The organism is Streptomyces sp. NPDC059917, assembly GCF_042730635.1.
In the GTDB taxonomy this organism is placed as follows: domain Bacteria; phylum Actinomycetota; class Actinomycetes; order Streptomycetales; family Streptomycetaceae; genus Streptomyces.
In genome coordinates this window covers 1-26,081 of sequence record NZ_JBHWLC010000038.1, presented here as the reverse complement: position 1 = coordinate 26,081, position 26,081 = coordinate 1, and the positions used below count along the sequence as shown (strand labels likewise).

Genomic DNA, 26,081 nt, shown 5'->3' with positions numbered 1-26,081 from the left:
GCCGAGGGCTCAGCCCGCCGGGGTGTGGGCGGCCACCTCGAAGTCGGACATGTCCAGTCCGCCTTCCTTGGTGTCGTCGTTGGCGAAGACGAAGGACTCGATCGGCACGCCGCGTTCGTCGCTGAGCTGGGCCACCAGTTCCTGCAGGACCACGGTCTCCAGGACCACCCGGACCGCGTCCGCGCACCGCGGCAGCCGGACGACGGCCAGGTGCTCGGCCGCCCCGACCTCGGCGGTGGTGATCAGCAGGGTCAGGTGACCGGCGTCGGAGAGGGAGCGGGCCAGCTCGATCTCGCGCCCGTCGCCGAAGACGAGGTGGAGGGTGTTGCCCGCCGATTCCATCTCGCCGTGCAGGTAGTTGCGGGTCGCCGAGGCGGCCGCGGTCATCCGCACGACCTCGCGCAGCAGCAGCGCGCCCTCCTCGGCGGACGCCCGGGAGGCTCCCGCGGCCACCCCGTCGGAGGCGATGCAGCGGGCTCCGCGCTCGCGCAGACCCGCGATGACGCCGGTGGCCTGCTCGTGGACCGCAGTGGTCTGCTCGGCGATCCGCTCCCAGGGGTCCTCGGCCGCGGGCCGCCCGGCGATGGCTCCCGCGATCAGGTCGAGGGCGACGACGGTTCCGGTGTATCCGATGGTCGAGGCGTAGGAGTCGGGCTCGTTGCCGAGGTCCACGGTGAGGTCGGCGAGGTCGCCCAGCGGGGACGGCACGACATTGAGCAGGGCGGTCTTCGTGATGCCGGGGGCGGCGCACTGGAAGGCGGCGAGCGTCTCGGAGCTGCGGCCGCCCTGGGAGACCGCGATCAGGCAGTCGGTGTCGAAGCCGGTGGTGCCGGTCTCGATCTCGCTGGAGAGCACGCGCTGGGTGACCACTCCGGCGGCGCGCAGCTGCTGGACCGGGACGGCGAGGGCCGCGTACGAGGCCCCGATCCCGGTGAAGAGCGGGCGGCGGGCGGTGCTCAGGGCGGCCAGTGCGGGGTCGGCCAGCTGGCCGCGGACGCGCTCCGCGACGCGTGCGAGCGCGGCGCCCTGGTCGGCCTGGCCCTGGAGGAAGGTGATACGGGATCCGGACATGGTGTGTCTCCGCTTCGTCGTGGTGTCGTGGGGCCGGTCAGGCGTCGGTCTTGGCAGGTGCGGCCTGCCCGGGCGCTTCCCCGGCGGGTGCGGCGTCCGCTTCCGGATCCCGTTCCCGGCCCGGGGTGGGCAGGTCGAACTTGACGATGGCCCAGCGGAAGAGCACGTAGTAGACCGCTGCGAAGCACAATCCGATCGGGATGATCATCCACGGCTTGGTGGCGATGCCGTAGTTGACGACGTAGTCGATGGCGCCGGAGGAGAAGCCGAAGCCGTCACGGATGCCGAGGGCGTAGCACAGGGCCATCGAGGCGCCGAAGAGCACGGCGTGGACCGCGTAGAGCAGCGGCGCGACGAACATGAAGCTGAACTCGATGGGCTCGGTGACTCCGGTGATGAAGGAGGTCAGGGCCACCGAGATCATCATGCCCTTGATCATGGTGCGGTTCTCGGGGCGGGCGGTGTGCGCGATGGCGAGCGCCGCGGCCGGGAGGGCGAACATGTAGATCGCGAAGCCGCCGGTCATGAACTGGCCCGCGTTCGGGTCGCCGGCGAGGAAGCGGGCGATGTCGCCGTGGACCACGGCGCCGGTGTCGGGGTTGGTGAAGGAGCCCGCCTCGAACCAGGGGAAGAACGAGAAGAAGTGGTGCATCCCGATCGGGATGAGGGCGCGGACGACCACCCCGAAGATGCCGGCGCCCATCGCCCCGGTGCCGACGAGCCACTCGCCGAAGTGGTGGAACCAGCTGCCGACCGCGGGCCATATGAAGCCGAAGACCACGCCGAGCCCGACGCCCGCGAAGGCGCTGAGGATCGGGACCAGGCGGCGGCCGCCGAAGAAGCCGAGCCACTCGGGCAGCTTGGTGCGGCTGAAGCGCTGGTAGAGGTAGGCGACGACGAGGCCCATCAGGATGCCGCCGATGACCTTGGCGTCGAGCGGTTCGCCGTCGACGCCCTTGGGGAAGGCGGGGCTGGCGAGCACGGCCTTGAAGACGAGGTATCCCACCACGGCGGCCAGGCCGGTCGAGCCGTCGGCCTTCTTCGCGAAGCCGATGGCCACGCCCACGGCGAAGAGGAGCGGCAGGTTCGCGAGGACCGTGTCGCCGCCGGCCGCCAGCACCATGCCGAGCTTCTGCACGAGGACCGGCAGCCCGTCGCTGCCGAGCAGGTCCTCCTTGCCGAGCCGGGTCATCAGGGCGGCGGCCGGGAGGGTCGCCACGGGCAGCATCAGGCTGCGGCCGATGCGCTGCATCACCGGCATGACCCTGCCTGCGGCCTTTGGCTTCTTCCCGGTGGCGGCCGGGGCGGTGGCCGTACTCATGGCGGTACTCCTCGTCGAGCGGGGGGGGTGGGGACGAGACCGAAGGTAATCAGTGGTTTCCCACTGGTCAATAGTGGTCTGCTCTGGTCTTGTAAATAAAGCCGGAGTCAGGTCGAAGGTCCTCTGTCCCGGCAGGCCACAAGGGGGCACCAAGTGGTAGCAAGTGGTATGGTTTCGCCCATGACCCAAGAAGCCGACCCCCTGTGGTCCCGGGCGGCGGACCGCATCCGCGAGGAGATCGCGCGCCGCGGGCTGACCGCGGGCAGCAAGCTGCCGCCCGAGCGCGAACTGTGCACCCGGCTGGACGTCTCACGGGTCACCCTCCGGCGCGCCCTGCACCACCTGGTGGAACAGGAGCTGGTCACCTCCTCGCACGGACGCGGCTGGTTCGTGGCCGCCCAGCAGGCGCCCGCGCCCGCCCGCGAGTGGCCCAAGGACCTGGAGTCCTTCACCGCCACCGCCCGCCGCAAGCACATGCGTCCGAGTTCACTGGTGCTGCGCCACGACACCGTCACCGCCTCGCTCGACGACGCGGACCGGCTCGACGTGCCCGCGGGCACCCCGCTGATGCGCCTGGAGCGGGTCCGACTGCTCAACGACGTACGGATCGCCCTCGACCGCACCCTGCTGGTCGCCGACCTCGCACCGGACCTGACCCGGACCGACTTCCGCGGCGCCTCCCTCTTCGAGGAACTGCGCCGCTGGGGCGTCGAGCCCGAGCGGGCGGAGGCGACCATCGAGGCGCGCACGGCGGACGCGGAGCTCGCCGGGCACCTGGGCATCGCCGAGGGCGCGCCCGTACTCGTCCTCGACCAGACGGTGTACGCGCGGGACCAGCGGCCGCTCCTGCTGTCCACGGTGGAGTACAGCGGGGACCGCTACCGGCTGCGCACGACCCTCCAGACAGACTGACACGCGCGCACGGGTCCGGTGGTCGGCATCGGTCCCCCGCCCCGGCGACGAAAGGCCCGACCCGCGGGCGGGCGGCGCCTCAGCCCGCCCGTACGACGGCCCGCGCGCCCGCGTCGACCCGCCCGGCCGCGGCCTCGGCCCAGCGCACCGCCGGACCCATCGCCCAGGACGCCGCCAGCAGCACGGCGGCCAGGAGCAGCCAGCCCGGGATCCCCCACAACAGCAGCAGCGAGGTCAGCAGCAGCGGCCCCAGGGTGCGCGCCACCGGTACCCCCGTACCGAAGAAGCCCTGGTACTGCCCGATCCGCTCGGGCGGCGCCAGCGAGAAGCTGATCTGCCAGGACCCGGCGGACTGGCGCATCTCGGCGTGCACCTGGAGCACGGCGCCGAGCACGAGCAGGGCGGCGGCCGGCCAGGCACCGGAGGGCAGCGCCGAGAGCGCGAAGGCCACGCAGGAGGCGGCCATCACCAGGCCCGAGCTGCGCACCGCGGCCCGCGCGCTGCCCAGATCGGCCACCGGGCGGGCCATCCGGACCTGGAAGAGCATCACGGCCACCGTGTTCAGCACGAAGAGCGCCGACACCAGCCAGCCCGGAGCGTGCGTGCGCTCCACGATCCACAGCGGGATGGCCAGGCTCAGCAGCGGCATCCGCAGCAGCAGGATCGCGTTCAGCAGCGTGACCAGGGCGTACGGGCGGTCGCGGAGCACCGCCAGGCGCGGCTCGCCGGCGCCCCGGCCGGGCAGCGGGGCCACCGCCGGCAGCCGCAGCAGCACCCCGGCGCAGACCAGGAAGCTCGCCGCGTCCAGCACGAAGACCAGCCGGTAGGCCTCGCCGGTGTCCGCGCTGAGCGCGAGCCCGCCGACGGCCGCGCCCAGGGCCAGCCCGCCGTTCAGCATCGACTGGAGGTGGGCCAGCACCGCGGTGCGCTCCCCCGGGGGCACCAGACCGGCGAGCAGGGCCTGCCGGGCCGCGGCGAGCCCGCACTGGGCGGTGGCGTACACGCAGGCGGCCAGCAGGAACGGCCAGAACGAGGAGATCAGCAGGAACGAGGCGACCGCGGCGGCGGTCGCCAGGGCGAGCAGGACCGAGGTCCCCCGGGGGCCCCGCCGGTCGGCGAGGGCGCCGATGGGCACCCCGGCCACGGACCCGATGGCCCAGGCGACGGTGAGACCGAGGCCGATCTGGGCGGGCGAGAGACCGACCACTCGGGTGAAGTAGAGCGCCGAACACACGTAGTAGGCACCGTCACCGACGGAATTGCTCAGCTGGGCGGCGGCCAGGCGGCGCGGCGCGCCCGGCGGCGGCAGGATCCGTATCCTCATCCGACCATTTGAACAGGCTTTCGGCCCGCGTGGAGGGTGTGTCTGACCGTAGGCCCGGTGGGCCGCTTGCCCACGCCAACAGCTCCGTCGGTTTGGGGTGGAACGGGCGCCTTCCGGGCCGTGGACCGGGCCCTTCGGGGCCTCTTCCCGGGCCGTCGGAAAACAGTCTCGCGCCGTTGCCAAAAGGGGGGTTCATATGGGGACTTCTAGGAGCTACATTGAGCCACTCGCGTTCACCTGACAGCCCGTTGCCTTTCACTCGCGTTTTGCGCGGGGGGTGACGTCAGGAGCGCAGACTGTGCCACCACCCCACCGCCCAGAAGGACCGAAGGCTCCGTGCCCGTACCCGTACTCCTCGCCGGCCGCACCGTGCGGCTCGAGCCCCTCGCCCCCCACCACACCGAGGCCCTGGCCCTGGCCGGGGCCGAGGATCGTACGACTTACGCCTTCACGCCCGTACCCCACGGGCTGCAGGCGTCCCACGAGTACATCGACCGTGCCCTCGCTGATCAGGCAGCGGGTCGATCGCTCCCCTTCGCGGTGGTCAGAGCCACCGACGGACGGGTGGTCGGATCGACCCGGTTCCTGGAACTCGACTACTGGCAGGGGCCCCTGGTGTGGCCCGCCGTGCCGGGAGTCCCGTACGGCGACCCGGCCACATCGATCCCCGATGCCGCGGAGATCGGGAACACCTGGCTCTCGCCGGGTGCCCAGGGAACCGGCATCAACACCGAGGCGAAGCTGCTCATGCTCCGCCATGCCTTCGAGACCTGGGGGGTCCGCCGGATCTCACTGCGCGCCGACGCCCGCAACACCCGCTCCCGCGCGGCCATGGAGCGGCTCGGGCTGACCTGTGAAGGGGTCCGCCGGGCCCATTCCCGGGGGCTGGACGGGGCCGTGCGCAGCACCGCCTTCTACTCGGTGCTCGACGAGGAGTGGCCGGCCGTGCGCTCCGTCATCGAGCTGCGGATCTCGGGCCGGCGGCCGCGCCGGTCCCGGCGCCCCGCCGGATCCCTGATCCCGGCGTAGACCGGCACGGGGCTCCGCGCCCCCGGCCCTCGCCCCGCCTCCCGGCCGTACGTCAGCCGAGGTAGGCCGGGGCGAGGGCCGAGGGCATGAACCGGACGGGCGCGCCGCTGCCGTCGGCGGGCACGGAGTACAGGTCGGAGCCGAAGTCTCCGGGCAGGGAGTAGGCGACCGTGCGGTCGTCGGTCCACACGGCCTGGTCGTCGACGCTGCGGGCCTCGGCGAGCGGGGTCTCGGCCCCGGAGGCGAGGTCGAGGGCGTAGAGCCGCCAGGGCGCGTCGGCGGGGGCTCCCGGCACGCGCTTCTTGAAGACGATCCGGGTGCCGTCGGGCGAGAGCGAGGGGCACTCCACGTTCTCGCGGACCGTGGTGAGGGTGCGCTCGGCGAGGTCGCCGCGGACCAGGTAGGTCTTGCCGCCGGTGGCGAGGGTCGCGTAGAAGGTCCGCTCGTCGGCCGCGAAGGTCACGCCCCAGAAGTTCACGTCGGCGGCCCGGTAGGGGTGTCCGTCCTTGACGACGGCGAAGTCCTCCAGGGAGGCGTCGTACTTCCCGGTGCGGGTGTCGAGGACCGAGGTCCGGGTGGAGAACTTGGTCCCGGCGTACGAGTCCCCGCCGACGAAGACGGTCCAGGCCACCAGGTGTCCCCCGGGCGAGACCCGGGCGCGGGTCGGTATCCCGGCCAGCGGGTGGCTGGAGACCTCCTTGAGGCGGGCGTCGAGCACCACCGCCCGGTAGCTGTCCTGGACCCCGCCCTTGACGGAGCGCAGGCAGACCCCGGTGCCCGCGGCGGCGTAGAAGCGCAGGCAGGAGACCCCGGAGGCGGTGCGCTCGCCCTCCGGCCGGTCGGCGGGCACGCTGGCCAGCTCGTCGCGGTGCGGCCCCCAGGCCATGTTGCGGAAGACGATCCGCCGCCCGCCGCCCGGGGCCAGCGAGAGCGGTCCCGGGGTGATCCGCGGTCCGCCCGCCTGTTCCTGGTTCCTCTCGTCGGCGCGGGAGGAGGCGCGCACGACGGCGACGATCCCCACTCCCGCGAGGACGAGCACGGCGGTGAGCAGGATCAGGATCCGGCGCTGGAGGGTCATGGGTGGGGGCCTTTCGGGTGGGGACGCGTCAGCGGGTGGCCGTGGCGGCGGCGGTTTCGGCGTCGTCGGGGCGCAGGCGGGCGCAGACGGCGGTGGCGGCGGCGAGCAGGACGGCGGCGGCGATCAGCGCGGGCCGGGCGCCCCAGGCGGTCCAGGCCGCGCCGAAGGCGAGGGAGCAGACGAAGCGGGCCAGCGCCTGGCCGGTCTGGACGAGGGCCAGGCCCGCGCCGCGGTGTTCCTCGGGGACGGTGTCGGCGGCCGCGGCCATCAGCACGCCGTCGGTGGCGGCGTAGAACGCGCCGTGCAGCAGCAGGACGGCGTAGGGCAGGGCGGGCTGTTCGGCCCCGGTCAGCAGGAGCCCGTAGGCCAGCAGCAGCGCCAGGTGGCCGCCGAGGAAGACGCGGCGGCGGCCGATCCGGTCGGCGAGCCGGCCGAGCGGCAGGGCGAGCAGGAAGAACGCGGCGGCGGTGCCCAGCGGCAGCAGCGCGAACCAGCGGTCGGCGATGCCGGTGGTGCGCTGGAGCAGCAGGAAGACGAAGGCGTCGCTGACCGTGCACAGGCCCAGCAGCAGCGCGCAGAGGCTGATCCGGCGCAGCGCGGGTCGGCGCAGCAGGTACAGGGAGGCGCGCAGCCGGGGCCGCGCGCCCGCGCCGTTCGCCGGGGCGGTGTCCGCGGCGGCGCCGGGCCCGGCCTCGGTGCGGCGGGGCACGAACAGCACCAGGACGAGGACGCCGAGGGCGGCCACGCAGGAGCTGACGGTGAAGACGGCGTCGTAGCCGTCGGCGGCGCCGCGCAGGATCACGAAGGCGAGGACCGGTCCGATCAACGCGCCCGCGGTGTCCATGGCCCGGTGGGCGCCGAAGGACCGGCCGCGGTCCTCGGGGGTGCTGGCCAGCGAGATCAGCGCGTCGCGCGGGGCGGTGCGCAGGCCCTTGCCGGTGCGGTCGAGCGCGAGCACCGCGCCGATGGCGGGGAGGGTGTGCGCGAGCAGCAGCAGCGGCTTGCAGAGCGCGGAGAGCCCGTAGCCGAGTCCGGCGAGCAGTTTGTGGCGGCCCCAGCGGTCGCCGAGGTGGCCGCCGGTGAGCCGGACGAGGGCGCTGACCCCGTTGTAGAGGCCGTCGAGCAGGCCGAACCCGAGCGGGGAGAGTCCGAGTCCGGCGACGAGGTAGAGCGGCAGGACGGCCGTGACCATCTCGGAGGAGACGTCGGTGATCAGGCTGACCGTGCCGAGGGCGAGGACCGTGGGGGCGAGCGCGGCGCGCCGCCCCGGGCGGATGCCCGGGGCGACGGCCGGTTCGGTGGTCACGGCGGGCGCGGGGGTACCGCGGCTGTCCGCAACGTACATCGTCAGCTCGCCCAGATCCCCGTGATGTCGTGGGCGGTGGCGGCGTTCCCCGCGTGGGTGGTCAGGCCCGCCAGGCCCTCCAGGGTGCGCAGCACGTCGTAGTGGTTGTAGGTGGTGGCGGAGGAGGAGCCGGGGGTCACCGGCTGGCCGTAGAGCACCGTCGGGATCTTGTTGCCCGCGAGCCGGTTGTCCTCGTCGAAGGTGACGACGAGCAGGCTGTTGTGGGTCTTGGCCCAGTCCGCGTAGGCCTTGAGGTTGGTCTTGAGCCAGGTGTCCCCGGTGCCGACCGAGCAGTCGTGCATGTCGCTGCACAGGTTCGGGACGACGAAGGAGACCTTGGGCAGGGTGGTGAAGTCCGTCGGGAACTGGGCCATCGTCCTGGCCGTGTTCGTCGGGACGTTGGAGAAGCCGAACCAGGGGTTGTGCTTGCGGGCGTACTTGCCGCTGCTACAGGTGGTGGAGCCCTGGCTGGGCAGGGTCTCGTTGTAGCTGCCCCAGGTCTTGCCCGCGGCTATCAGCTCGGAGGCCAGGTTGGGCGCGGAGCTGAAGCCGGGGGTGTAGCAGCTGTCGTCGGTGACGCCCTGGTTGGAGCCCGAGAAGAGCTGCATGTAGTTGGGCTGGCTCGGGTGGGTGACGCCGAACGACTGGGTGAGGTTGGCACCGCCCGTCTTGAGCGAGTTGATGTAGGGGGCGCTGGAGCTGCCGATGACCTGGTTGTAGGCGTGGTTCTCGAACACCACGACGACGACGTGGTCCGGGGCCGGCAGCGAGGCCGCGTGCGCGGGCTGGGCCGCGCCGAGCGAGGTCCACAGAGCGGCGAAGGCAGCGGTGAGGCCGATCGCGGACGCGAGGGCGGTGGTGCGGCGGGGCCGTGACAAGGGCAGGCCGAACACGGGATGTACCTCCGGCTGAGGGGGTTCTGGGGGCGGCGCGGACGCACCATACCGACGGGCATGTGCAGGGGCCAGAGACCGTGGGCCAACGGAAAAAGAACGCGCGCTGCACGCTGGGGGCCGGGTAAGGAAGTGCCCTAGGTGAGATCAAGAAAGTGAAAAATTAGGAACCTGGGGGCTCTGTCGTTCATCCTTCGAACGGAAGAGGACCGTTCCCGCCACGCGCGGGGCCCATAACAGCCATCAAAGCCGGAGAGCTCCGCACATGTCGTATTCGCCCGACGGGCAGTACCAGCCGTACCAGCCGTACCCGCCCGAGGGCCAGCGACCCGACGGGCCCTACCAGCAGGCACAGCACACCCAGCCGTTGCCGCGACAGCAGTACCCGCGCCAGGAGCAGTACGGGGACCAGTACGGCCAGGCCCAGCAGCAGGGCCCGTACCAGGGGCAGCAGCAGGACCGGCGCCAGGACCGCCACCAGGGCGTGGCGCCCGGCGAACTGTGCCCGACCTGCGGGCACGTGGCCCCGGAGGCCGAGCCCGAACGCCGCCCCTCGAAGGTCAAGCGCTGGCTGATCGCCGGTGGCACGGTGCTCGCGCTCGCGGGCATCGCGGCGGCCGCGATGACCTACTTCGAGATACCGCCGTTCACGGACAAGGGCAGCGCGGTGTCCTTCGGGGACGCCCCGGGCGCCGGCAAGGGCGGCGACGCCCCGCAGGCGGCCAACTCCAAGGCACTGATGCCCACGGGCCCCAAGGCCGACTTCGCGAACTCGATGACCCTGCCGGACGGCACGCACGTGGCCGTCACCACCATCACGGGCAAGAAGTCCGGCTTCAAGGGCAAGGTCTGGGTCTGGGCTCCGAAGGAGTACAACGACCCGAAGTTCGCCAAGAGCGGCTTCCCCGTGATGATCGCCCTGCCGGGCGGCGCCGGATTCCCGAACAACTACTGGATGGGCACCGACCTCGGCCTCCAGAAGAGCATCAGCAAGTGGTACGAGGAGGGCAAGGGCAAGCCCTTCATCCTCGCCATGCCCGTGCTGAACCCGGCGCCCGATGACAACGGTACCTACTGGGACGGATCCGACATTCCGGGTCAGCCCAAGATGGGCACCTGGCTCACCGACGACGTCCCGGACCTGATGCGGGAGAACTTCCGCACCATCAAGTCGCGCGACGGCTGGGCCTTCATGGGGTCCTCCACCGGAGGCTTCGCGGGCCTCAAGGCCGTGCTGAAGTACCCGGAGAAGTTCAAGGCCGTGATCGCCTCCGGCCCGGACATCGTTCCCGACTCGCTGCTCTGGAAGGGGCACGAGCAGGAGAAGGCCGCGAACAACCCGGAACTCCTCGCCAAGGAACTCATCGCCAAGAAGGGCCCGGACGTCTACCTGGCCTTCCAGGTGGGCGACAACGAGAGCAACAAGAAGACCCTGCCGGACGTGCAGAAGTTCATCGCGACCTACACCAAGGGTCCGATCCACACGAGCCTGCGCGTCATCCCGGGCGGCCAGCACAACGCCAAGACCTACGTGCCCAACATGGGCGAGGGTCCGATCCAGTACATCAGCAAGGTCATGGAAGGACCAGTGGAGTAGCGGCCTCCCGCCGCACCTCCCCCGCGTCCCCTGCCGCGCCTTCGTCCGCGCCCTCGCGCTCCGGCCCGCCGAACGTCCTCGGCGGGCCGTTGCCGTCCCAGGGCTCCCAGCCCGGGCTGCCGGTGACCGCGAAGCGCACCCAGGCCGCGTGCATCTCGTCGGCCAGGGCCTGCGGCGCGTCCGGGCCGGCCAGCCACGTGCTCTCGGGCACGGCGAGGGTGTCGAAGACGAAGCCCAGCTCCAGCGCGTGGCAGGCGCCGAGCCCCGGCAGGCCGGACGGCCAGGCGAACTCGTACAGGTAGCTGGGCGCCTGTCGGCGGGCCCCGGCCAGGCGCCGCAGCGGATCGCGCAGCAGCTGGTCGGTGAGCAGCCGGCCCACCAGGTCGGCCGGACTCACCCCGGGCAGGTTCTCCCGCAGCTCCCGCACCGCGAGCCGGTCCTTGCCGCTGCGGTGCCGGGCCAGCGCCACCGCCAGCGGACCCAGCTGGTCGAAGAGCCGCATCGCCCCGCTGGGGGCCAGCCACAGCCGGTGCTCCTGCGCGGTCCAGCCCACCAGCAGGGGTATCTCCCGCGCGGCCGCGCCGTCCGCGACGGCGTCGAGCGGGTCCTCGGGCAGCGACCCCGGGTCGGTGACCAGGGCGAAGGCGGGCCCGCCCAGCAGCGGCCCGGAGCGGCGCAGCACCGCGGCCTGGGCGGCGAGCAGGGCGTCCGGCTCCACCGCGGTGAAGGCCGCGGCGGTGGCGGGCACCTTGAGCAGGGAGGCCATCCGGCGCACCATCGGGCGGACCCGGTCGCGGGGGTAGACCTCGGGGGCGCCGCTCTGCAGCACCGCCCGGGCGAAGAGCCCCTCGGCGCGGGGCGCGGCGAGCAGGGCCCCGACGCTGATCGCCCCCGCCGACTCGCCGAAGACGGTCACCCGGTCCGGGTCCCCGCCGAAGGCCCCGATGTTGTCCCGCACCCATTCCAGGGCGGCGATCTGGTCCAGCAGCCCGCGGTTGGCGGGGGCGTCGGGGAAGAGCCCGTAGCCGAGGACGCCGAGCCGGTAGTTGGCCGAGACCAGGACCACGCCGTCGCGGGCGAAGGCGGAGCCGTCGTAGACCGGCACGGCGGTGGAACCGCGGGTCAGGGCGCCGCCGTGGAACCACACCATGACGGGCAGCCGGTCGCCGGGCCCCGCCCCGGGCGTCCAGACGTTGAGGTTCAGGCAGTCGTCGCCGGGGACGTCGGGATCCGGGAGCAGCGCGGCGAACCGCTGCGGGTAGGGGACCTTGGGCGCGGTCGGTCCGTGGGCACCCGCGTCGCGCACGCCGTCCCACGCGTCCGGGGGCGCGGGCGCGGCGAACCGCAGGGCGCCGACGGGCGCGGCCGCGTAGGGGATGCCCTTGAAGGCGAAGACGCGGCCCCGCGCCCGTCCTTCGACCACTCCGTGCCTGGTCGTGGCCCTGGGGCGGGCTCCTGCTGCGCTCATCTCGTCCTCCTGTGTCCGCTCCTGGGCGCACCGTCGCACAGCCACCTACGGGTGACAAGGCGTGACCCGGGCGGGGTCCGGGCGGGTTGGACCCCGTGCGGTGCAGCCGCACCGGCCCGTTTCCAGACGTTCCCCGAGGGGCGAGACCTCCATGCGCATCCACCACACCATCCGGGCGGCCATCGGGCCAGTGCTGCTGCTGGCCGCGGCCGCGGGAGCCGCGGGCACGGCGCAGGCCGCCGGCTCGGACTTCCAGTACATCGGTCAGGACGACAAGCCCCATGCGGTCCCGGCGCGCGCGGGGTGCCACGCGGCGGAGGGCGGCAGTTCGCGGGGCGTGGTCAACCAGACCGGGATGAAGGCCGCGCTGTACCGGGACGAGGGCTGCAAGGGACAGCCCGTGGCCTACGTCCTGCCCCGGACGAGCGCGCCCGTGACCGCCTACTTCGCGTCCGTACGGCTGTCCGGGTAGTTCCGACCCCACCAGGTGGGCGCACGGGCCGTGACTCCGGGGCGGTCGCTGCGTTGTACGCCATGTCAAACGCCGCAGATTCTGCGGCACCCCATTTCTCAGTAGGAGATCTTGATGTCGCGTATCGCGAAGGCACTCGTCGTCACCGCTGCGGCCGGTAGCGCCCTGGCCGCCGGTGCCGGTCTGGCCGCGGCCGATGCCGGAGCGCACGGTGCGGCGGTCGGCTCCCCCGGTGTCCTCTCGGGCAACCTGCTCCAGGTCCCGGTCCACGTTCCGGTCAACGTCTGCGGCAACACCGTCAACGTGATCGCCCTGCTGAACCCGGCGTTCGGCTCCACCTGCGTCAACGCGTCGGGCGGCGGCCACCACACCGAGGGCGGCTACGGCGGCTGATCACCGGCCACCGCATGACGGCACTGCCGTGAGGAGGGCCCCCGCCGAGGCGGGGGCCCTCCTTCGTGTCGGGACGCGCGGCGGTGGGTCAGACCTCGTAGCGGTAGAGGCCGACGTGGTCCAACATCTCGCGCGGCGGGATCCCCCACGGCGGCATCGGCTCGTCCAGGGCGATCACCCGGCCGTGCTGGAGGTCGTACTCCGGCGGCGGGGTCGCGGGCAGGTAGCCGGAGCCGGGGTGGCGCTGCTGCCAGCGGTCCCAGACCAGGTCGACGAAGGCGTGGTGCAGCCAGAACACCGGGTCGTTGGGGGCCGTGCCGCCGGTCATGTGCCCGCCGACCCACTGGTGGACCTTGTTGTGGTTGCGCCAGCGCTCGCTCTTGGGCGCGGCCCAGCCCTCCAGCTTGTTGCGGAAACCGCCCGCCCGCGCCGTGGAGTCCCAGGGGTCCGTGTCGTAGACCGGGTCGTCGAGCGCCGTCTTCAGTTCGGCGGCGGTGGGCAGCGTGATGGGGTTCTGCGGTCGGCCGAGGTTGCGGGTGAGGAAGCGGGACTCGGTGACGCCGACGGTGACCGTCCAGTTGCCGCCCGCGTGGGCGAAGGGGCCGGTCATCACCTGGTGGTCGCCGTCCCGGCCGGTGCCGCCGAGGAAGTCCTCGGCCCAGAGCGAGGAGACGGGGCTGGTGTCGGTGGTCCAGTCCCAGTAGGGGATGGAGACCCCGGAGTCCACCTCCCGCAGCTGCTTCTCGAACTCCAGCAGGTAGCGCCGGTGCCACGGGAAGAAGGACGGCGACATGTGGCCGACCCGCAGTTTGCGCTCCCGGTCCGGCACGAAGTACTTGTCGTGGGTGCGCACGAAGGCGTCGTAGGTTCCGTTGCGCTTGAGCTCCAGCACGGCGGCCGTGAACCGCTTCTTCTGCGCGCTGGTGAGGTTCTTCTGGTTCTGCCGGGTGTACACGCCGGTGTCCTCCCCTTTCCCGTGGTCCCGTCGGGTACGGCCGTCCGGTCCGGCCGTGCCGGGTCTCAGCCGTGGTGCGGGGCGCCGGCCGCGAGCGCCAGCCGGGCGGTGCCCAGCTCGTCGACGGCCGCCCGGGCCAACTCGATGGGCGTCGCGAAGGACTCGAAGTGGTTGACCCCGCTGAGGTAGCTGCCGTCCGCGCGCCGCATGACGTGCAGGGGGCGGCCGTCGATCCGGATCCCGGTCCGGCCGATCGCGATGTGCCGGCCCCGGTACGTCTCCTCCGCGAGCGGGGCGGGGGTGACCGTCTGCACCGGGCGCCGCGCGCGCAGTACGGGCGCCAGCGCGGCCGCGGTGGCGGCGACCACCGCGGCCGTGAAGACCGTGCGCAGGGCCGCGCGCCGCGTCGGCGCAGGGGTGGGGCCGGTGGCCTCGTGCATGCGTTCTCCCTCGATCGGTGGCTGCGTCACGGGGTCTAACGCCGCGTGGCGGGCGAGGTCACCGCCGCGGGGAGCGGCCGACCGCATCGGCCGACCGCATCGGCCGCCCGGATCAGCCGCCGACGCGCTGGAGGCGGGGCAGGTGCAGGTCGCCGAAGACCGCCGCCATCCGGAGCGCGAAGACCAGGCCCGCCGAGACCACGATCGCCACGGTGGCCGAGGCTCCGGTCCAGTGCAGGAGCAGGTAGCAGCCGGCTCCGGCGAGCGCCGCCGTCGCGTAGACCTCCTCGCGCAGCAGCAGCGGCGGGAACTCCCCGCACAGCACGTCGCGGACGACCTCGCCGGTGACCCCGGTCAGGACGGCGAGGATCAGCACGGCGACGGGGGTGACGTGGGCGTCGATGGCGGCGCGCGCCCCGATGACGGTGACCACGGCGAGGCCGACGGCGTCGACCACCATCAGCGTCCGCTGGGGCAGTTCCCATCGGCGCAGGTAGAGCATGGTGGCCGCGGCGACCGACGCGATCAGTACGAGGAGCACCCAGTCGTGGGTCCAGTAGAGGGGGTGCCGGTCGAGGATCAGGTCGCGTAGGGTGCCGCCCGAGATGCTGGCGGCGAAGGCGAGCACGAAGCCGCCGAAGGGGTCCATGTTGGCGCGGTGCGCGGCCAGCACGCCGGAGGCCGCGAAGGCGGATATGCCGAGCAGGTAGAGGGCGTGCAGCACGGCGCCTCCTTCACGGGGCGGGGGCGGGACGGGGTGATCCGTCGAGGATGCCGGAGCGCCGAGTGCCCGCGCATCGGCCGTTCGGCCAGGTCACGGCCACTGCCGCGCGATGACCGCCCGGACCTCTCGACAGATAGTCTGCGCGCAGATAGTCTGTGCACAGATAAAAACGCGGCACGACGACGTCCGAGGAGACACCCATGTGGGACTACGAGCACAGCCTGGACACCGACGCCCCCGCCGAAGCGATCTGGGCGCTCTGGGCCGACGTACCGAACTGGGGGACCTGGAACGGCGGGATAGAGCGGATCGACTTCGCGGGCCCGTTCGCGGTCGGGGCCGGGATCACCATGACCCCGCCCGGGGACTGTCCCGTGGAGCTGCGGGTCACCGACCTGGTCGCCGGCGAGTCCTTCACCGACGAGGCCCGCGTGGGCGGGCTCGTCCTGCGCACGGCCCACACCCTCGCTCCGCTCCCCGAGGGGCGGACCCGTATCGTCTACCGGATGGAGATCACCGGTACGGGCGCCGACGAGGTCGGCCCGCAGATCGGCCCCGGCATCACCGCCGACTGGCCCGAGACGATGGCCGCGCTCACCGCGCTGGCCGCCCGGGGCTGAGGCCGGTGCAGCCCGGCGAGAGTCCCGGCTTCCTGCTGTGGCACGCCACGCTGCGCTGGCAGCGCGGCATCGCGGCGGCCCTGGCTCCGCTGGGCCTGACGCACGTCCAGTTCGTGCTGCTCGCCTGTACGTGGTGGATGAACGGCCGGGGCGAGCGCCCCAACCAGCAGGCCCTCGCCCGGCAGGCGGGCACCGACGTGAAGATGACCTCGCAGGTGTTGCGGACCCTGGAACAGAAGGACCTGGTCGCCCGCGAGGTCGATCCGGCCGACAGCCGCGCCAAGCGGCTGCACGTGACCGACCTCGGCGCCGAACTGGCGCCGCGCGCGATCGCCGCCGTCGAGGAGGTGGACGCGGGCTTCTTCGGCCCGGTCCCGCTCGACGACGCCCTCACGCTGCTGGGCCGCCTCGCCCACCCGGCCGAGACGGCCTAGTGCCGTGGCCCGGCCGGGAGCGGCCGGCCGGGCGCGGGTCGCTCAGATGCGGTCGGCGGCGATCAGGACGTACTGGAAGGAACCGTCCCGGTAGGAGTTGATGAAGGCCTCCTCGATGCCGGTGACCAGCGAAGAGGTGGCCCGCAGCTCCCAGTACGGGAGGGTCTCGGGCGTCAGGTCGATCACGGCCTGCGGGACGAGGCGGTTGTCGGCCATCGCCTTGAGGTACTCCCGGCGCGAGTGGATGTTGCACTCGAAGTGGGCGTTGATCTGGGAGACCCACTTCGAGGGCTGGCCGTAGCGCGGGTTCCAGCAGCCGGTGATCGTCACGTACCGACCGCCGACCCGGAGCACGCGGGAGTGCTCGGCGAAGAGGTCGTCCAGGTCGACGTACATGCTCGACTCGTTGTTCCACGAGGCCGCGGCGCTGCCGGTCTCGAAGGGGGTGCGGAGCATGTTGCACACCCGGGCGCGGACGTGGTCCTGGATGCCGAGTTCGGCGGCGCGCTGGTTGCCGAACTCGGCCTGCTTCGCCGACAGGGTGACGCCCTCGACCTTGCAGCCGAAACGTTGGTGCGCCATGACCATCGAGCCGCCGCGGCCGCAGCCGGCGTCCACGAGGGTGTCCTCGGAACCGATGGCGCCGAGGTTGTCCAGCAGGACCTCGGCCTGCGCCGACTCCAGCCGGTGCAGCTCGGCGATCAGCCGCTTCTCGTACGCGCTGTCGCTCGTGTCCCCGAGGGCGGCGTGGTCGACGTCGCCGATGCCGTAGTGGTGGTGGTACAGGCCGTCGACGTCACCGAGGCGCAGGTTCACGGGCCTGGCCTCGTGGTCCCAGTAACGGGCGATGTCCCCCTGGTAGGCGGTCGCCGGAGACGGGATGAACACGGAGCCGCTGACGGAGGTCGCGGTCGTGGCGGTGGTGAAATCGGTACCGGTCATGAAGAGTTCCGTCCTTACCAGAAATCGGGCAGGCTGTAGCGGTAGGTGTTGGTCTGGTGCCAGTAGTGGTTGCCGTCGACCCACGCGGCCACGCCGCGCAGGAAGCGCAGCACGCTCGGCGCGGGGCATCCCGCGGCCAGGGCGGCGGCTTCGGACTCGAAGTCGCGCATGAGGTCGTTGTGCACCTCGACCGCCTTGAGGTACGCCTCGCGCTCGGAGGTGCCCTCGCGGTCGGCGATCACCACGGGCAGGTTCAAGTGCCGCCCGGGACTGGCGAGTTCCTTGGTGTACGAGTACAGGTCGTTGACGATGGTGGTGGCGTTCCCGGCGAGTGCGATGACCCGCTGCATGGCGGTCTGCGCATGGAGGTCCGCGGGCAGTTCGTAGCCGCCGACGGTGTCCGTGATGGTCGGACAGGGGCGGAAGTTGTTGAACTGCCGCATCGCCAGGTACTCCCACACCTCCGGCACGTGCTCCGTCTGGGCCCAGGCCGCCTCGGCGAGGTAGCCCATGTGCAGCCGGGCCATGTCGTGCCGGAACCGGTCGGCCTGGGACGGCGTGCACTGCGCCAGGAGGTACTGCATGGCGGAGCGGTAGGCGCGCCGCGGCGCGTCCGCCGAGAGGGAGTCCGCCCACTGCGGCTGGTACTCCTTCGTCGTGTGGAGGGGATCGAGTGCGGTGTGGGCCAGCAGGAGCCGGCCGCCGAGGCCGATGGGCGAGCCGCCGTGGTCCTCGCAGTAGACGTCGTCGACCGCGTTCTCCGCGACCATCAGCCGCGTGGCGACCATCAGGTGCTCGATCGTGGGGGCGTCCGGGTGGCAGGCGACCATGTAGCGCCCGACGGAGAAGCCGTCGAACTGGTCCTCCCACTCGTCCGGGTAGAGGTCGACCTCGTCCAGCGCCCACACCTTGATCCGGCGGCTGACCTCCGCCACGCGTGCCGGATCGGGCTCGGGCACGGGGTGGTGGTAGAGGCCGGGGATCGCGATGCCGGCGACCGGCTCCGGGTGCGCGGGGGCGTCCGGCGCCGACGCCGGGTACAGGCCCGCCGTGCCCAGACCGCTCGGACCGCGCAGGAGCCGCTCCAGGGCGGCCGCTGGTCCGGCCACGGGGAGCTCCGGGGTCGGGTCCGCAAGCACGTCCGGGACCGGGGTCACGTCCACCGGGGCGGACACCGCCGCGGGCGCCGGCGCCGGTACGTCCACCGGCGGGGGCCCCGCGAACAGCCCGGGGACGGACGGCGGGCCCGGGAGGGAGGGCTGCGCGGGGGTCGGCACGGCGGGCGCGTCGACCGCCGCGTCGACCGCGTCGGCAGGGGGGTCCTGCGCGGACGCCAGGGCGGTTGCCAGGACGTGGGCGCCGAAGCGCGCCGCCGCTGCGGGCAGGCTCGACTGCAGGGGGGAGAGCCCGGGCTCGGGCATCCGTAACTCCTTGGGTGACGTGGAGGGGCCGCCCGGGATCCGGGCATGCCGGTCCGGCCCGCGAGGGTCCGGGGCGGCCCGGGGATCCCGGGCGGCCGCGACCCTCGGGGGACGTCGGACGGGTGCTTCCGTCGTACTGGTCGGCCGGCGCGGCTAGCGCCTGCGCGCGATCTGCACGTTCTCCAGGACGCCGAGGGCGTCGGGGACCAGGATGGCGGCGGAGAAGTAGGTGGTGACCAGGTAGGAGATGATCGACCGCTCGTCGATGCCCATGAAGCGCACCGACAGGCCCGGCTCGTACTCCTCCGGCAGGCCCGTCTGGTGCAGGCCGATGACGCCCTGGTTGTCCTCGCCGGTGCGCATGCAGAGGATCGAGCTGGTGTTCTCCTTGGTGATCGGGATCTTGCCGCAGGGCAGGATCGGCACCCCGCGCCAGGCCGGGACCTGCTGACCGCCGAGGTCCACGTGGTCCGGGTAGAGCCCGCGCGCGTTCCACTCCCGCCCGATGGCGGCGATCGTGCGCGGGTGGGCGAGGAAGAACTTGGAGCCGCGGCGGCGGCAGAGCAGGTCGTCGAGGTCGTCCGGGGTGGGCGGACCCGAGTGGGTCTGGATCCGCTGCTTGAAGGCCGCGTTGTGGAGCAGGCCGAACTCCCGGTTGTTGAGCAGCTCGTGCTCCTGGCGCTCCCGCAACGCCTCGATGGTGAGCCGGAGTTGCTCCTTGGTCTGGTTCATCGGCTCGTTGTACAGGTCGGCGACCCTGCTGTGGACCCGCAGCACGGTCTGCGCGAGGGAGAGTTCGTACTCGCGCGGATGGGGTTCGTAGTCCACGTAGGTGCCGGGCAGTTCGGCCTCGCCGGTGTGGCCGGCCGACATGGCGATCTCGGCCTCGCCGTGCTTGTTCTGCCGTTGCAGGGGGAGCGTGCTGAAGTGCCGTACGTGCGCCTGCAGGGCCGGCGCCACGGAGAGCACGGCGGCGAAGTCGGCGCGGGAGAGGGTGAGCAGGGTGCCCGCCGTCTCGGCGGTGGCGGTGGAGTCCCACACGGCGTCCGCGTCGAGCAGGGCGGCCTCGCCGAACTGCTCGCCGTCGGCCAGTACCGCGACGGCCACCTCGTCCCCGTACTGGCCCACGGAGGTCTGACCGACCCGGCCGTGGGCGATCAGGTGGACCTGTTCCGCGGGGGCGCCGCGCTCGGCCAGCACCTCGCCCGCGCGGAAGTCGCGCTGCACGCACCGGTCGGCGATCGCGGTCAGCACGTCCACGTCGTCGAAGCCCCGCAGCAGGGCGAGTTCGCCCAGCTCGCGGGGGATGACCCGGACGTTGCCGCCGTCCTGGACGAACTCGATGCGCCCGTCGCCGACGGTGTAGCTCAGCCGCCGGTTCACCCGGTACGTGCCGCCCTTGGTCTCCACCCAGGGGAGCATCCGCAGCAGCCAGCGGGAGGTGATCTCCTGCATCTGCGGGGCGGACTTGGTGGTCGTGGCGAGGTTGCGGGCAGCCGCCGTGCCCAGGCTGGACTGCCGGGGCGGCTCCACCTGGGCTTCGGGGCCGGTGTCAACGGTCATCAGCGAGGCTTCCTTAGCGATGTAAAGGAATGAATATCCGGCAATGGGTCCAGAACCGTTCAGAACCGTAACGGCCTGCCGCCGTCCGCTTCGGCGGAGCCGGTGGGATTTACCTCGATGCAGTGATCTTGCCCAGGAGGGGGTTTGCGCGCGCCGTTGACGGTATCTGGACACCGACCAGATGGATCCGGCCGAGCACGGGGGCGGCGGAGCCCGTCAGTACGCCATATTCATGGCTTTTCGGACCTCGTCGAGGGTGGCGTCGGCCTGCGCGCGGGCCCGTTCGTTGCCCTCGCGGAGCACGGCCCGCACGTGTGCGCGATCGTGGGACAGTTCGATGCGACGGGCCCGCATGGGTGCGAGGTGGTCGTTCACGGCCTCGGTGACGGTCCGCTTCAACGCCGCCGATCCGCCGGCGCCGATCTCCTGCGCGACCTGCTCCGGGGCGCGGTCCTGGCACAGGGCGGCGAGGAGCAGGAGGCTGGAAACCTCCGGCCGGGCGTCGGGGTCGTAGGTGATGTGGCGTTCCGCGTCCGTCTTGGCGCCCTTGATCAGCCGGGCGGTCTCGTCCGCCGTGGCGGACAGGGCGATGGCGTTGCCGCGGGACTTGCTCATCTTGGTGCCGTCGGTTCCCAGCAGGACCGGCGCGGCCGACAGCAGCGCCGCCGGTTCGGGGAAGACGGTGGCGTAGCGGTCGTTGAAGCGGCGGGCGACGGTCCGGGTCAGCTCCAGGTGCGGGAGCTGGTCGCGGCCGACCGGTACCAGGTTGGCCTTGCAGAAGAGGATGTCGGCGGCCTGGTGCACGGGGTAGGTGAACATCAACCCGCTGACCGCGGCCTGCCTCGAATGCGCGATCTCGTCCTTCACCGTGGGGTTGCGGCCCAGTTCGGCGACGGAGACCAGCGAGAGGAAGGGCAGCAGCAGCTGGTTGAGGGCCGGGACCGCGCTGTGGGCGAAGATCGTGGAGCGCCGTGGGTCGATCCCCGCCGCGAGGTAGTCCAGGACCAGGTCCTCCACGTGCTCCTGGAGCCGCTCGGCGACGTCCCGGTCGGTGAGGACCTGGTAGTCGGCGACGATCACGTAGGTCTCCACCCCGAGGTCCTGGAGCTCCACCCGGCCGCGGAGCGTCCCGAAGTAGTGCCCCAGGTGCAGGCGGCCCGTCGGCCGGTCGCCCGTCAACACCCGGTACGCGCCGGGGTCGCGGCGGATCTCGTGGATCTCCTCGTGAAGGTCCGGCCGCGTCGTCGTTTCTGCCATGGTCTGCTCCTGCCGCTCGGTTTCGGGCGCTCCCCAGGGACCCGGCCGGCTCCGCACGCCACGTACCGCGCATGCGAAAAGGGCCGTCCCATGGACGGCCCTTGGATGTGTCCAGTCTGTGGCCGTCCCTAGAAGGAACGCCACCAGCACAGACGGGACAACGTAGACATGCCCCCAACATAGCCCGGATCACCCCGATGCTCCAGGGCCACACGTCCCGCGGGAGGGGACTTGTGTCACCTGCCGTTCGGGTCTCCGTTCTCGCGACGACTGCGGTTGCGTCGGCTGAGGCTCCCCACCAGGGCGATCAAGCCGCCGGTGAGCGCGCCGGACACGAGGATGCGCAGCAGGTCTTCCATCGAGTACTCCCCTTCGGAACCGGTTCAGGTGGCCCTCGGTCCCCTCCGGCGACGGCCGGCAGGGGATCCCGGGCGCCCGCGGGGGGCGCCCGTCGGCCACACAGGGGACGCTACTGAGCCACGGGGGGCCTGGCTTGGACGAATCCGACCTGGGCCGCCCGCGCGGATCGCGCCCCTTCAGAGCGCGACGGCGCCCTCGGTCACCCGGGCGGCGGCCAGCTGCCCGGGGGTGGTCCCGCCCAGGACGCGGAACTCGCGGTTGAGGTGGGCCTGGTCGTAGAAGCCGCAGGCGGCGCTGACTTCGGCGGGATGGGCGCGTTCGTGGGTGAGCAGTCGCACGGCGCGGTGGAAGCGCAGCACCCGGCCGGAGGTCTTGGGCGTCAGCCCCACCTGCTCGGTGAACCGGCGGGTGAGGTAGCCCTGGCTCCAGCCCACTTCGGCCGCGATCCGCGCCACCGGGATCGCGCCGCCCGCGCGGGACAGCAGGTGCCAGGCGTGGCTCACCTCGGGTGCGGGCAGCGGGCCGCGCGCCAGCCGGGCCGTCAGTGCCCGGTCCAGCAGGTCGAACCGGGTCGCCCAGTCGCCGGTGGCCGCCAGCCGCTCCACCAGCACCGCGGCCTCGGGCCCCAGGACGTCGCCCAGCTCGACCACCCGGTCGGTCAGCTCGCTCATCGGCAGGGCGAACAGCCGGTACGCGCCCAGGGGGGTCAGCTCCAACCGGATGGCCTCCTGGCCGCCGGGGTGGTCGCACAGCCGGGGGCCGTTCTCCAGGCCCGCGACCAGCGAGCCGGTCACCTGGTGGTAGGGGCTCGCGTGCGCCTGTCGGCCGATCTGGGCGAAGGGCTCCCCCAGGCTGATCACGACGACGGCCCGGCCCGTGGGAACCAGCCTGACCCGGAAGGGCGAGACCGACCCCTCCCAGTAGCCCGCGTAGCTGTGCACGATCGGGCGCAGGTGGGCGGGCCAGGGCCGGGTCACCCGCCACCGGCCGGCCACGCCGACCCGGGTCACCTCGATTCCCCGACCTGCCGGGCGAAGGCCCGGGCCCGGGCCCGCGCTCGTGAGCACCGTCATGTCCCTCTCCCTCCCCCGCCCGCTCGCGCGCTCCAGCGCGTCCGGAGCGGGCATCAGCATCCCAGACCAGGTCGGGCGGGGTGCCGGGCAGTTGGCTTGAACCCGTGGGCCGCGGCCGTGCGCGCGGCGCGGCGCTCTGGCCGGAACCGGCCGTCCCCGGACCCGGGAGGAGGAGGGTTCCGGGAATCGGCAGCGGGGCGGGGGTCCGGTCGTCAGGATGGGGGGCATGGAGCATGGGGATGCGGGACGGGGCGGGGCGCGGCCGATCGTGGTGCGGGTTCCCGTGGAGCCGGTGGAGGCCGCGGTGGAGGCCGATGCGGTCGACGCCGCGGCCCGGGCCGGCGAGGTCGTCGTGCGCGGTCCCCTGTTCGGGGTCGCGGCGCAGGGTCCCGAGGACGGGCCGCGGTGGCGGGTGGTCGTCGCGGTCATCAACCCCTGTCCCCAGTTGGCGCGCGACAGCCTGAACTCGAAGCTCTGGTTCCGCGCGAAGGACGAGGCGAAGGACCGGGCCGAGCGGCGCGAACTGCTGGCCGCGGTGGCCCGGTTGGAACGCGAGCGGGTCGACGACCTGGAGGCGGGCGGGACCCGGTACCGGGTCGTGCGCGCCGAGGAGTACGCGGGCTCGGGGCCGGACGGGATCGAGCTGCCGCGCCCGACCGATCCGGAGCCCCTGGTGCCCGACTGGACCCGGGGCGCCCGGGGGCCGGACATCGACGACGCCCTGCTGCTGGACCCGGACGAGCCCGTCCCCCCGACCCGGGCGCTCGAACAGGTGGCCCTGCGCGGCCTGCGCTACAGCGGGGCGCGCTACCCCGAGGACGTGCTCGCCGACTCGCGGCGGGCCCTGGACAGCCACCCGGACGTGCTGGTGCTGCCGCCGACCTTCACCGTCGTGGAACAGACGGGCCCCCGTAACTGGGAGCCGGTCAGCGGCCCGCACGTCAGCGCGCACGAAGCCCGCAAGTCGATGGACTTCACCCTGACCTGGGCGTGGCCCCGGATGCGGGGGCTCATCCCCGTCGACGCCGACGTGGGCGCGGACGCGCGGACCCGGGTCGCCGACGCCGTCGCCGCCGGTGCGCCGGAGCCGGAGCTGGCCGCGTACGCGCAGGCCGCCGACGCCCTGCGGGGCGGGCGCGTGAACCGGTTGGAGTTCCAGGGCACCGCCTACCAGATCGCCCGGACCCGGCGCCTGCTGCGGTGGGGGCCCGACGGGCCGGAGGGGCCGCGGCCCTCCGACTCCAACAGCCAGGAGCCCACCCGCATCCACCTCACGCTGGACGAGGACGGGCGCGTCGTCCCCGAGGAGCACCCCGAGGACCTTCCTGGGGGCCTTCCCGAGGACTGACGGGCCCGGGTCAGCGCGGTCGGGGCGCCGCGAGCAGGCGGTCGACGAGGGTGTCGACGTACTGCGGCGTGAGGGGGCCGACGCCGAAGAGCATGCGCAGGTAGATCGGGGCGAGGACGACGTCGAGCACGTCCAGGACCTCGGGCGGGTCCTCGCCGCGGGCGCGGGCCCGGTCGAGCATGGCCTGGAGCTGTTCGGCGCGGGCGCCGAGGAACCGGTCGCGGGCGGCCTCGCCGGACGGGCCGGTGGCCAGCACCGTGACCACGGTCCGCAGGAGTGCCAGGCCGTCCGGCCCCGAGACGTCCTCGGCGGCCTTGGCCGCGAAGGCGCGCAGGTCGTCGGCGAGGCTGTCGGTGCGGGGCACCGGCGAGTGCTCGGTCAGGCGGCTGACGACCACGTCCATCAGCAGGGCTTCGAGGGTTCCCCAGCGGCGGTAGACGCTGCTGTCGGCCACCCCTGCCCGGGCGGCGACCTCGGCCACCGCGAAGGTGCCGTATCCGCGCTCGGCGATGAGGTCGGTGACGGCCTGGTGGACGGCGGCGCGGACCCGGGCGCTGCGCCCGCCGGGGCGGCGTGCGGCGGGGCGGTCCGGGGACGCCGGCTCGGGGGCGCGGTCGGTCGGCGCGTCGATCTCGTTCACGTCGGCCATCCTAACGCTTAACGCAGTCAGCGGTTGCGTTTGGGGGACGGATGGGCCTACCGTTCTCTAAAAGCAGTCATTCACTGCGTTAGGAGTCCCCGTGAAGCCGCTCTTCTTCCCCGAGCACCCGACGTTCTGGTTCGAAACCCTGCGGATGTTCGGGCACATCGCCTACGGCGGAGCCGACTTCGGCGAGGTCGCCGGGACCGCCGGGCGCATCACCGCCGGCGACTACGACAGCTGGCACGACCACTGGCTGGCCACCGCCGAACGCGTCGACGGCGAAGCCCGCGCCTCTCTCGAAGGCGGTCACGCGGTCAGCGCGCGCGACGCGTTCCTGCGCGCCTCGAACTACTACCGCAGCGCGGAGTTCTTCCTGCACGGCAACGGCGACGACCCGCGCATCCGCCACGCCTACGACGCCTCCGTCCGGTGCTTCCACCGGGCCGCCGAGCTGTTCACCGCGTCCGTCGAGCCGATCGAGATCCCGTACGAGGGCACGACCCTGCCGGGGTACCTCTACCGACCCGCGGGCACCGACGGATCGGGCGGCGCGCTGCCCACCCTCGTCATGTTCAACGGCTTCGACGGCACCGCCGAGGAGATGCACTTCTACGGCGCGGCCGCCGCCGTGGAGCGCGGCTACGCCGTCGTCGTCTTCGACGGCCCCGGGCAGCCCGGCACCCGACACCGCCAGGGGCTCACCTTCAGGCCCGACTGGGAGAACGTCGTCACGCCGGTGCTCGACCACGTCCTGACGCTGCCCGGGCTGGACCCGCGGCGCATCGCGGTGCTCGGCGTCAGCATGGGCGGCTACCTCGCGCCCCGCGCCGCCGCCTTCGACCACCGGATCGCGGCCGTCGTCGCGCTCGACGGCGTCTACGACCTCGGCGACATCAGCACCGCCTCCCTCCCGCTGCCCCGCAAGGAGGCCGAGGAGCGCCTGCGGGCCCCGTACGCGCCCGAGATCGACGCGGCGCTGGAGGCCGCCATGGCCGCCTCCCCCCTCGTCAAGTGGGGTGTGGAACAAGGCATGTACACGCTGGGCGCGGCCACCCCGCGCGCGTTCTGCGCCGCCTACCTCGACTACCACCTGCGCGACGGCATCGCGGAGCGGATCACCTGCCCGGTACTGGTGTGCAGCGCCGAGGACGACGGCTTCTTCAAGGGGCAGCCGGAGGACCTGTACTCCCACCTGACCTGCGAGAAGACCCTCCTGACCTTCACCGCGGAAGAGGGCGCCGACGCACACTGCCAGGCGGGCGCGCAGCGGCTGGCCTTCGCCCGGATCTACGACTGGCTGGACCGCACCCTGGCCGGGCGGGCCGCCGACTGAGCGGGGCGGCGACCGGCGTCGGGGGGCGCCGCCGCGGGGGCCGGGCCGACCCCGCCCGGCCCCAA

Annotated in this window: 26 protein-coding genes; 9 read left to right on the top strand and 17 right to left on the bottom strand. The window is 72.9% G+C overall.

The genetic code is table 11. The features are described from left to right. Window positions 1–9 precede the first annotated feature (9 nt). Entirely contained in the window at window positions 10–1,071 is a 1,062-nt protein-coding gene (locus tag ACFWAR_RS22170; protein ID WP_385779678.1) for an SIS domain-containing protein, read from the bottom strand. Window positions 1,072–1,108: 37 nt separating this feature from the next. Then, window positions 1,109–2,392, bottom strand: a complete 1,284-nt coding sequence (locus ACFWAR_RS22165) for a PTS transporter subunit EIIC (protein WP_385779676.1) — start codon at window positions 2,390–2,392, stop codon at window positions 1,109–1,111. Between the two features lie 180 nt (window positions 2,393–2,572). Here ACFWAR_RS22165 and ACFWAR_RS22160 point away from each other — a divergent pair, with 180 nt between their 5' ends. Beyond that, the gene (locus ACFWAR_RS22160; RefSeq protein WP_385779674.1) at window positions 2,573–3,304 is read left to right on the top strand and encodes a GntR family transcriptional regulator; all 732 of its coding nucleotides are present in this window, start codon (window positions 2,573–2,575) and stop codon (window positions 3,302–3,304) included. Between the two features lie 79 nt (window positions 3,305–3,383). On the opposite strand, the gene ACFWAR_RS22155 is transcribed toward ACFWAR_RS22160, so the two are convergent. Further along, a complete protein-coding gene (locus ACFWAR_RS22155; RefSeq protein WP_385779672.1) occupies window positions 3,384–4,628 on the bottom strand; it encodes an MFS transporter in 1,245 nt (414 codons plus the stop codon). Between the two features lie 336 nt (window positions 4,629–4,964). Here ACFWAR_RS22155 and ACFWAR_RS22150 point away from each other — a divergent pair, with 336 nt between their 5' ends. After that, entirely contained in the window at window positions 4,965–5,657 is a 693-nt protein-coding gene (locus tag ACFWAR_RS22150; RefSeq protein WP_385779670.1) for a GNAT family N-acetyltransferase, read from the top strand. A 52-nt stretch (window positions 5,658–5,709) separates the two neighbouring features. Here ACFWAR_RS22150 and ACFWAR_RS22145 read toward each other — a convergent pair whose 3' ends face one another. Genes ACFWAR_RS22145 through ACFWAR_RS22135 form a run of 3 tightly spaced genes read right to left on the bottom strand, consistent with a single transcriptional unit; the run spans window position 5,710 to window position 8,973 of the window. Continuing rightward, entirely contained in the window at window positions 5,710–6,735 is a 1,026-nt protein-coding gene (locus tag ACFWAR_RS22145; RefSeq protein WP_385779668.1) for a TolB family protein, read from the bottom strand. Between the two features lie 28 nt (window positions 6,736–6,763). Beyond that, window positions 6,764–8,080 carry an MFS transporter gene (locus ACFWAR_RS22140; RefSeq protein WP_385779666.1) on the bottom strand — a complete coding sequence of 439 codons (1,317 nt, stop codon included), beginning with the start codon at window positions 8,078–8,080 and terminating at the stop codon, window positions 6,764–6,766. 2 nt (window positions 8,081–8,082) lie between these two features. Further along, a complete protein-coding gene (locus ACFWAR_RS22135) occupies window positions 8,083–8,973 on the bottom strand; it encodes an alkaline phosphatase family protein (RefSeq protein ID WP_385779664.1) in 891 nt (296 codons plus the stop codon). Between the two features lie 265 nt (window positions 8,974–9,238). On the opposite strand from ACFWAR_RS22135, the gene ACFWAR_RS22130 reads away from it, so the two are divergent. Then, window positions 9,239–10,570, top strand: coding sequence for an alpha/beta hydrolase (locus ACFWAR_RS22130; protein WP_385779662.1), 1,332 nt, complete (start codon window positions 9,239–9,241; stop codon window positions 10,568–10,570). Here the strand turns inward: ACFWAR_RS22130 and ACFWAR_RS22125 are convergent. Then, window positions 10,548–12,038 (bottom strand): carboxylesterase/lipase family protein, encoded by a 1,491-nt coding sequence (locus ACFWAR_RS22125; protein ID WP_385779660.1) that lies wholly within the window; start codon window positions 12,036–12,038, stop codon window positions 10,548–10,550. The two genes, ACFWAR_RS22130 and ACFWAR_RS22125, sit on opposite strands and share 23 nt — an antisense overlap. 151 nt (window positions 12,039–12,189) lie before the next feature. On the opposite strand from ACFWAR_RS22125, the gene ACFWAR_RS22120 reads away from it, so the two are divergent. Beyond that, window positions 12,190–12,510: a hypothetical protein gene (locus ACFWAR_RS22120; protein ID WP_385779658.1), complete on the top strand. Its 321-nt coding sequence runs from the start codon at window positions 12,190–12,192 to the stop codon at window positions 12,508–12,510. A 114-nt stretch (window positions 12,511–12,624) separates the two neighbouring features. Then, entirely contained in the window at window positions 12,625–12,903 is a 279-nt protein-coding gene (locus tag ACFWAR_RS22115) for a chaplin (protein ID WP_385779656.1), read from the top strand. 88 nt (window positions 12,904–12,991) lie between these two features. Here ACFWAR_RS22115 and ACFWAR_RS22110 read toward each other — a convergent pair whose 3' ends face one another. From ACFWAR_RS22110 to ACFWAR_RS22100, 3 genes are all read right to left on the bottom strand, one after another. Further along, on the bottom strand, window positions 12,992–13,858 hold the full coding sequence (locus tag ACFWAR_RS22110) for a tyrosinase family protein (RefSeq protein WP_385779654.1): 867 nt from the start codon (window positions 13,856–13,858) through the stop codon (window positions 12,992–12,994). Between the two features lie 65 nt (window positions 13,859–13,923). Continuing rightward, window positions 13,924–14,298: a tyrosinase family oxidase copper chaperone gene (locus ACFWAR_RS22105; RefSeq protein ID WP_385779652.1), complete on the bottom strand. Its 375-nt coding sequence runs from the start codon at window positions 14,296–14,298 to the stop codon at window positions 13,924–13,926. 112 nt (window positions 14,299–14,410) lie between these two features. Then, window positions 14,411–15,022 (bottom strand): trimeric intracellular cation channel family protein, encoded by a 612-nt coding sequence (locus tag ACFWAR_RS22100; RefSeq protein ID WP_385779650.1) that lies wholly within the window; start codon window positions 15,020–15,022, stop codon window positions 14,411–14,413. A gap of 200 nt (window positions 15,023–15,222) precedes the next feature. Here ACFWAR_RS22100 and ACFWAR_RS22095 point away from each other — a divergent pair, with 200 nt between their 5' ends. Together ACFWAR_RS22095 and ACFWAR_RS22090 are read left to right on the top strand one after the other, a co-directional pair. Continuing rightward, complete coding sequence (locus tag ACFWAR_RS22095) at window positions 15,223–15,642, top strand: SRPBCC family protein (protein WP_385779648.1); 420 nt, start codon at window positions 15,223–15,225, stop codon at window positions 15,640–15,642. 5 nt (window positions 15,643–15,647) lie between these two features. After that, complete coding sequence (locus tag ACFWAR_RS22090) at window positions 15,648–16,076, top strand: MarR family winged helix-turn-helix transcriptional regulator (protein ID WP_385779646.1); 429 nt, start codon at window positions 15,648–15,650, stop codon at window positions 16,074–16,076. A 42-nt stretch (window positions 16,077–16,118) separates the two neighbouring features. On the opposite strand, the gene ACFWAR_RS22085 is transcribed toward ACFWAR_RS22090, so the two are convergent. The 6 genes from ACFWAR_RS22085 to ACFWAR_RS22060 form a co-directional block, all read right to left on the bottom strand. Then, window positions 16,119–17,018 carry a geranyl diphosphate 2-C-methyltransferase gene (locus ACFWAR_RS22085; protein ID WP_385779643.1) on the bottom strand — a complete coding sequence of 300 codons (900 nt, stop codon included), beginning with the start codon at window positions 17,016–17,018 and terminating at the stop codon, window positions 16,119–16,121. 14 nt (window positions 17,019–17,032) lie between these two features. Next, window positions 17,033–18,439: a family 2 encapsulin nanocompartment cargo protein terpene cyclase gene (locus ACFWAR_RS22080; RefSeq protein WP_385779641.1), complete on the bottom strand. Its 1,407-nt coding sequence runs from the start codon at window positions 18,437–18,439 to the stop codon at window positions 17,033–17,035. Window positions 18,440–18,592: 153 nt separating this feature from the next. Further along, window positions 18,593–20,002, bottom strand: coding sequence for a family 2B encapsulin nanocompartment shell protein (locus ACFWAR_RS22075; protein WP_385779639.1), 1,410 nt, complete (start codon window positions 20,000–20,002; stop codon window positions 18,593–18,595). Window positions 20,003–20,218: 216 nt separating this feature from the next. Further along, window positions 20,219–21,259, bottom strand: a complete 1,041-nt coding sequence (gene trpS / locus ACFWAR_RS22070) for a tryptophan--tRNA ligase (RefSeq protein ID WP_385779637.1) — start codon at window positions 21,257–21,259, stop codon at window positions 20,219–20,221. A gap of 236 nt (window positions 21,260–21,495) precedes the next feature. Beyond that, entirely contained in the window at window positions 21,496–21,618 is a 123-nt protein-coding gene (locus tag ACFWAR_RS22065) for a hypothetical protein (protein WP_385779635.1), read from the bottom strand. Between the two features lie 177 nt (window positions 21,619–21,795). Then, window positions 21,796–22,692, bottom strand: coding sequence for a helix-turn-helix domain-containing protein (locus ACFWAR_RS22060; RefSeq protein WP_385779633.1), 897 nt, complete (start codon window positions 22,690–22,692; stop codon window positions 21,796–21,798). Between the two features lie 226 nt (window positions 22,693–22,918). On the opposite strand from ACFWAR_RS22060, the gene ACFWAR_RS22055 reads away from it, so the two are divergent. Next, window positions 22,919–24,040: a DUF5954 family protein gene (locus ACFWAR_RS22055; RefSeq protein WP_385779631.1), complete on the top strand. Its 1,122-nt coding sequence runs from the start codon at window positions 22,919–22,921 to the stop codon at window positions 24,038–24,040. 10 nt (window positions 24,041–24,050) lie between these two features. On the opposite strand, the gene ACFWAR_RS22050 is transcribed toward ACFWAR_RS22055, so the two are convergent. Beyond that, a complete protein-coding gene (locus ACFWAR_RS22050; protein WP_385779629.1) occupies window positions 24,051–24,680 on the bottom strand; it encodes a TetR/AcrR family transcriptional regulator in 630 nt (209 codons plus the stop codon). A gap of 100 nt (window positions 24,681–24,780) precedes the next feature. Between ACFWAR_RS22050 and ACFWAR_RS22045 the strand changes: the two genes are divergently transcribed. Continuing rightward, window positions 24,781–26,016, top strand: a complete 1,236-nt coding sequence (locus ACFWAR_RS22045) for an alpha/beta hydrolase family protein (protein WP_385779627.1) — start codon at window positions 24,781–24,783, stop codon at window positions 26,014–26,016. Window positions 26,017–26,081: the final 65 nt, after the last annotated feature.

Bases quoted from the DNA above. Each gene is read 5' to 3' on its own strand.
- ACFWAR_RS22155 (WP_385779672.1), bottom strand. From the start codon at position 4,628: ATGAGGATACGGATCCTGCCGCCGCCGGGCGCGCCGCGCCGCCTGGCC.
- ACFWAR_RS22105 (WP_385779652.1), bottom strand. From the start codon at position 14,298: ATGCACGAGGCCACCGGCCCCACCCCTGCGCCGACGCGGCGCGCGGCC.
- ACFWAR_RS22165 (WP_385779676.1), bottom strand. From the start codon at position 2,392: ATGAGTACGGCCACCGCCCCGGCCGCCACCGGGAAGAAGCCAAAGGCC.
- ACFWAR_RS22060 (WP_385779633.1), bottom strand. From the start codon at position 22,692: ATGACGGTGCTCACGAGCGCGGGCCCGGGCCCGGGCCTTCGCCCGGCA.
- ACFWAR_RS22170 (WP_385779678.1), bottom strand. From the start codon at position 1,071: ATGTCCGGATCCCGTATCACCTTCCTCCAGGGCCAGGCCGACCAGGGC.
- ACFWAR_RS22095 (WP_385779648.1), top strand. From the start codon at position 15,223: ATGTGGGACTACGAGCACAGCCTGGACACCGACGCCCCCGCCGAAGCG.
- ACFWAR_RS22160 (WP_385779674.1), top strand. From the start codon at position 2,573: ATGACCCAAGAAGCCGACCCCCTGTGGTCCCGGGCGGCGGACCGCATC.
- ACFWAR_RS22140 (WP_385779666.1), bottom strand. From the start codon at position 8,080: ATGTACGTTGCGGACAGCCGCGGTACCCCCGCGCCCGCCGTGACCACC.
- ACFWAR_RS22055 (WP_385779631.1), top strand. From the start codon at position 22,919: ATGGAGCATGGGGATGCGGGACGGGGCGGGGCGCGGCCGATCGTGGTG.
- ACFWAR_RS22145 (WP_385779668.1), bottom strand. From the start codon at position 6,735: ATGACCCTCCAGCGCCGGATCCTGATCCTGCTCACCGCCGTGCTCGTC.
- ACFWAR_RS22085 (WP_385779643.1), bottom strand. From the start codon at position 17,018: ATGACCGGTACCGATTTCACCACCGCCACGACCGCGACCTCCGTCAGC.
- ACFWAR_RS22115 (WP_385779656.1), top strand. From the start codon at position 12,625: ATGTCGCGTATCGCGAAGGCACTCGTCGTCACCGCTGCGGCCGGTAGC.
- trpS (WP_385779637.1), bottom strand. From the start codon at position 21,259: ATGGCAGAAACGACGACGCGGCCGGACCTTCACGAGGAGATCCACGAG.
- ACFWAR_RS22125 (WP_385779660.1), bottom strand. From the start codon at position 12,038: ATGAGCGCAGCAGGAGCCCGCCCCAGGGCCACGACCAGGCACGGAGTG.
- ACFWAR_RS22120 (WP_385779658.1), top strand. From the start codon at position 12,190: ATGCGCATCCACCACACCATCCGGGCGGCCATCGGGCCAGTGCTGCTG.
- ACFWAR_RS22075 (WP_385779639.1), bottom strand. From the start codon at position 20,002: ATGACCGTTGACACCGGCCCCGAAGCCCAGGTGGAGCCGCCCCGGCAG.
- ACFWAR_RS22065 (WP_385779635.1), bottom strand. From the start codon at position 21,618: ATGGAAGACCTGCTGCGCATCCTCGTGTCCGGCGCGCTCACCGGCGGC.
- ACFWAR_RS22130 (WP_385779662.1), top strand. From the start codon at position 9,239: ATGTCGTATTCGCCCGACGGGCAGTACCAGCCGTACCAGCCGTACCCG.
- ACFWAR_RS22080 (WP_385779641.1), bottom strand. From the start codon at position 18,439: ATGCCCGAGCCCGGGCTCTCCCCCCTGCAGTCGAGCCTGCCCGCAGCG.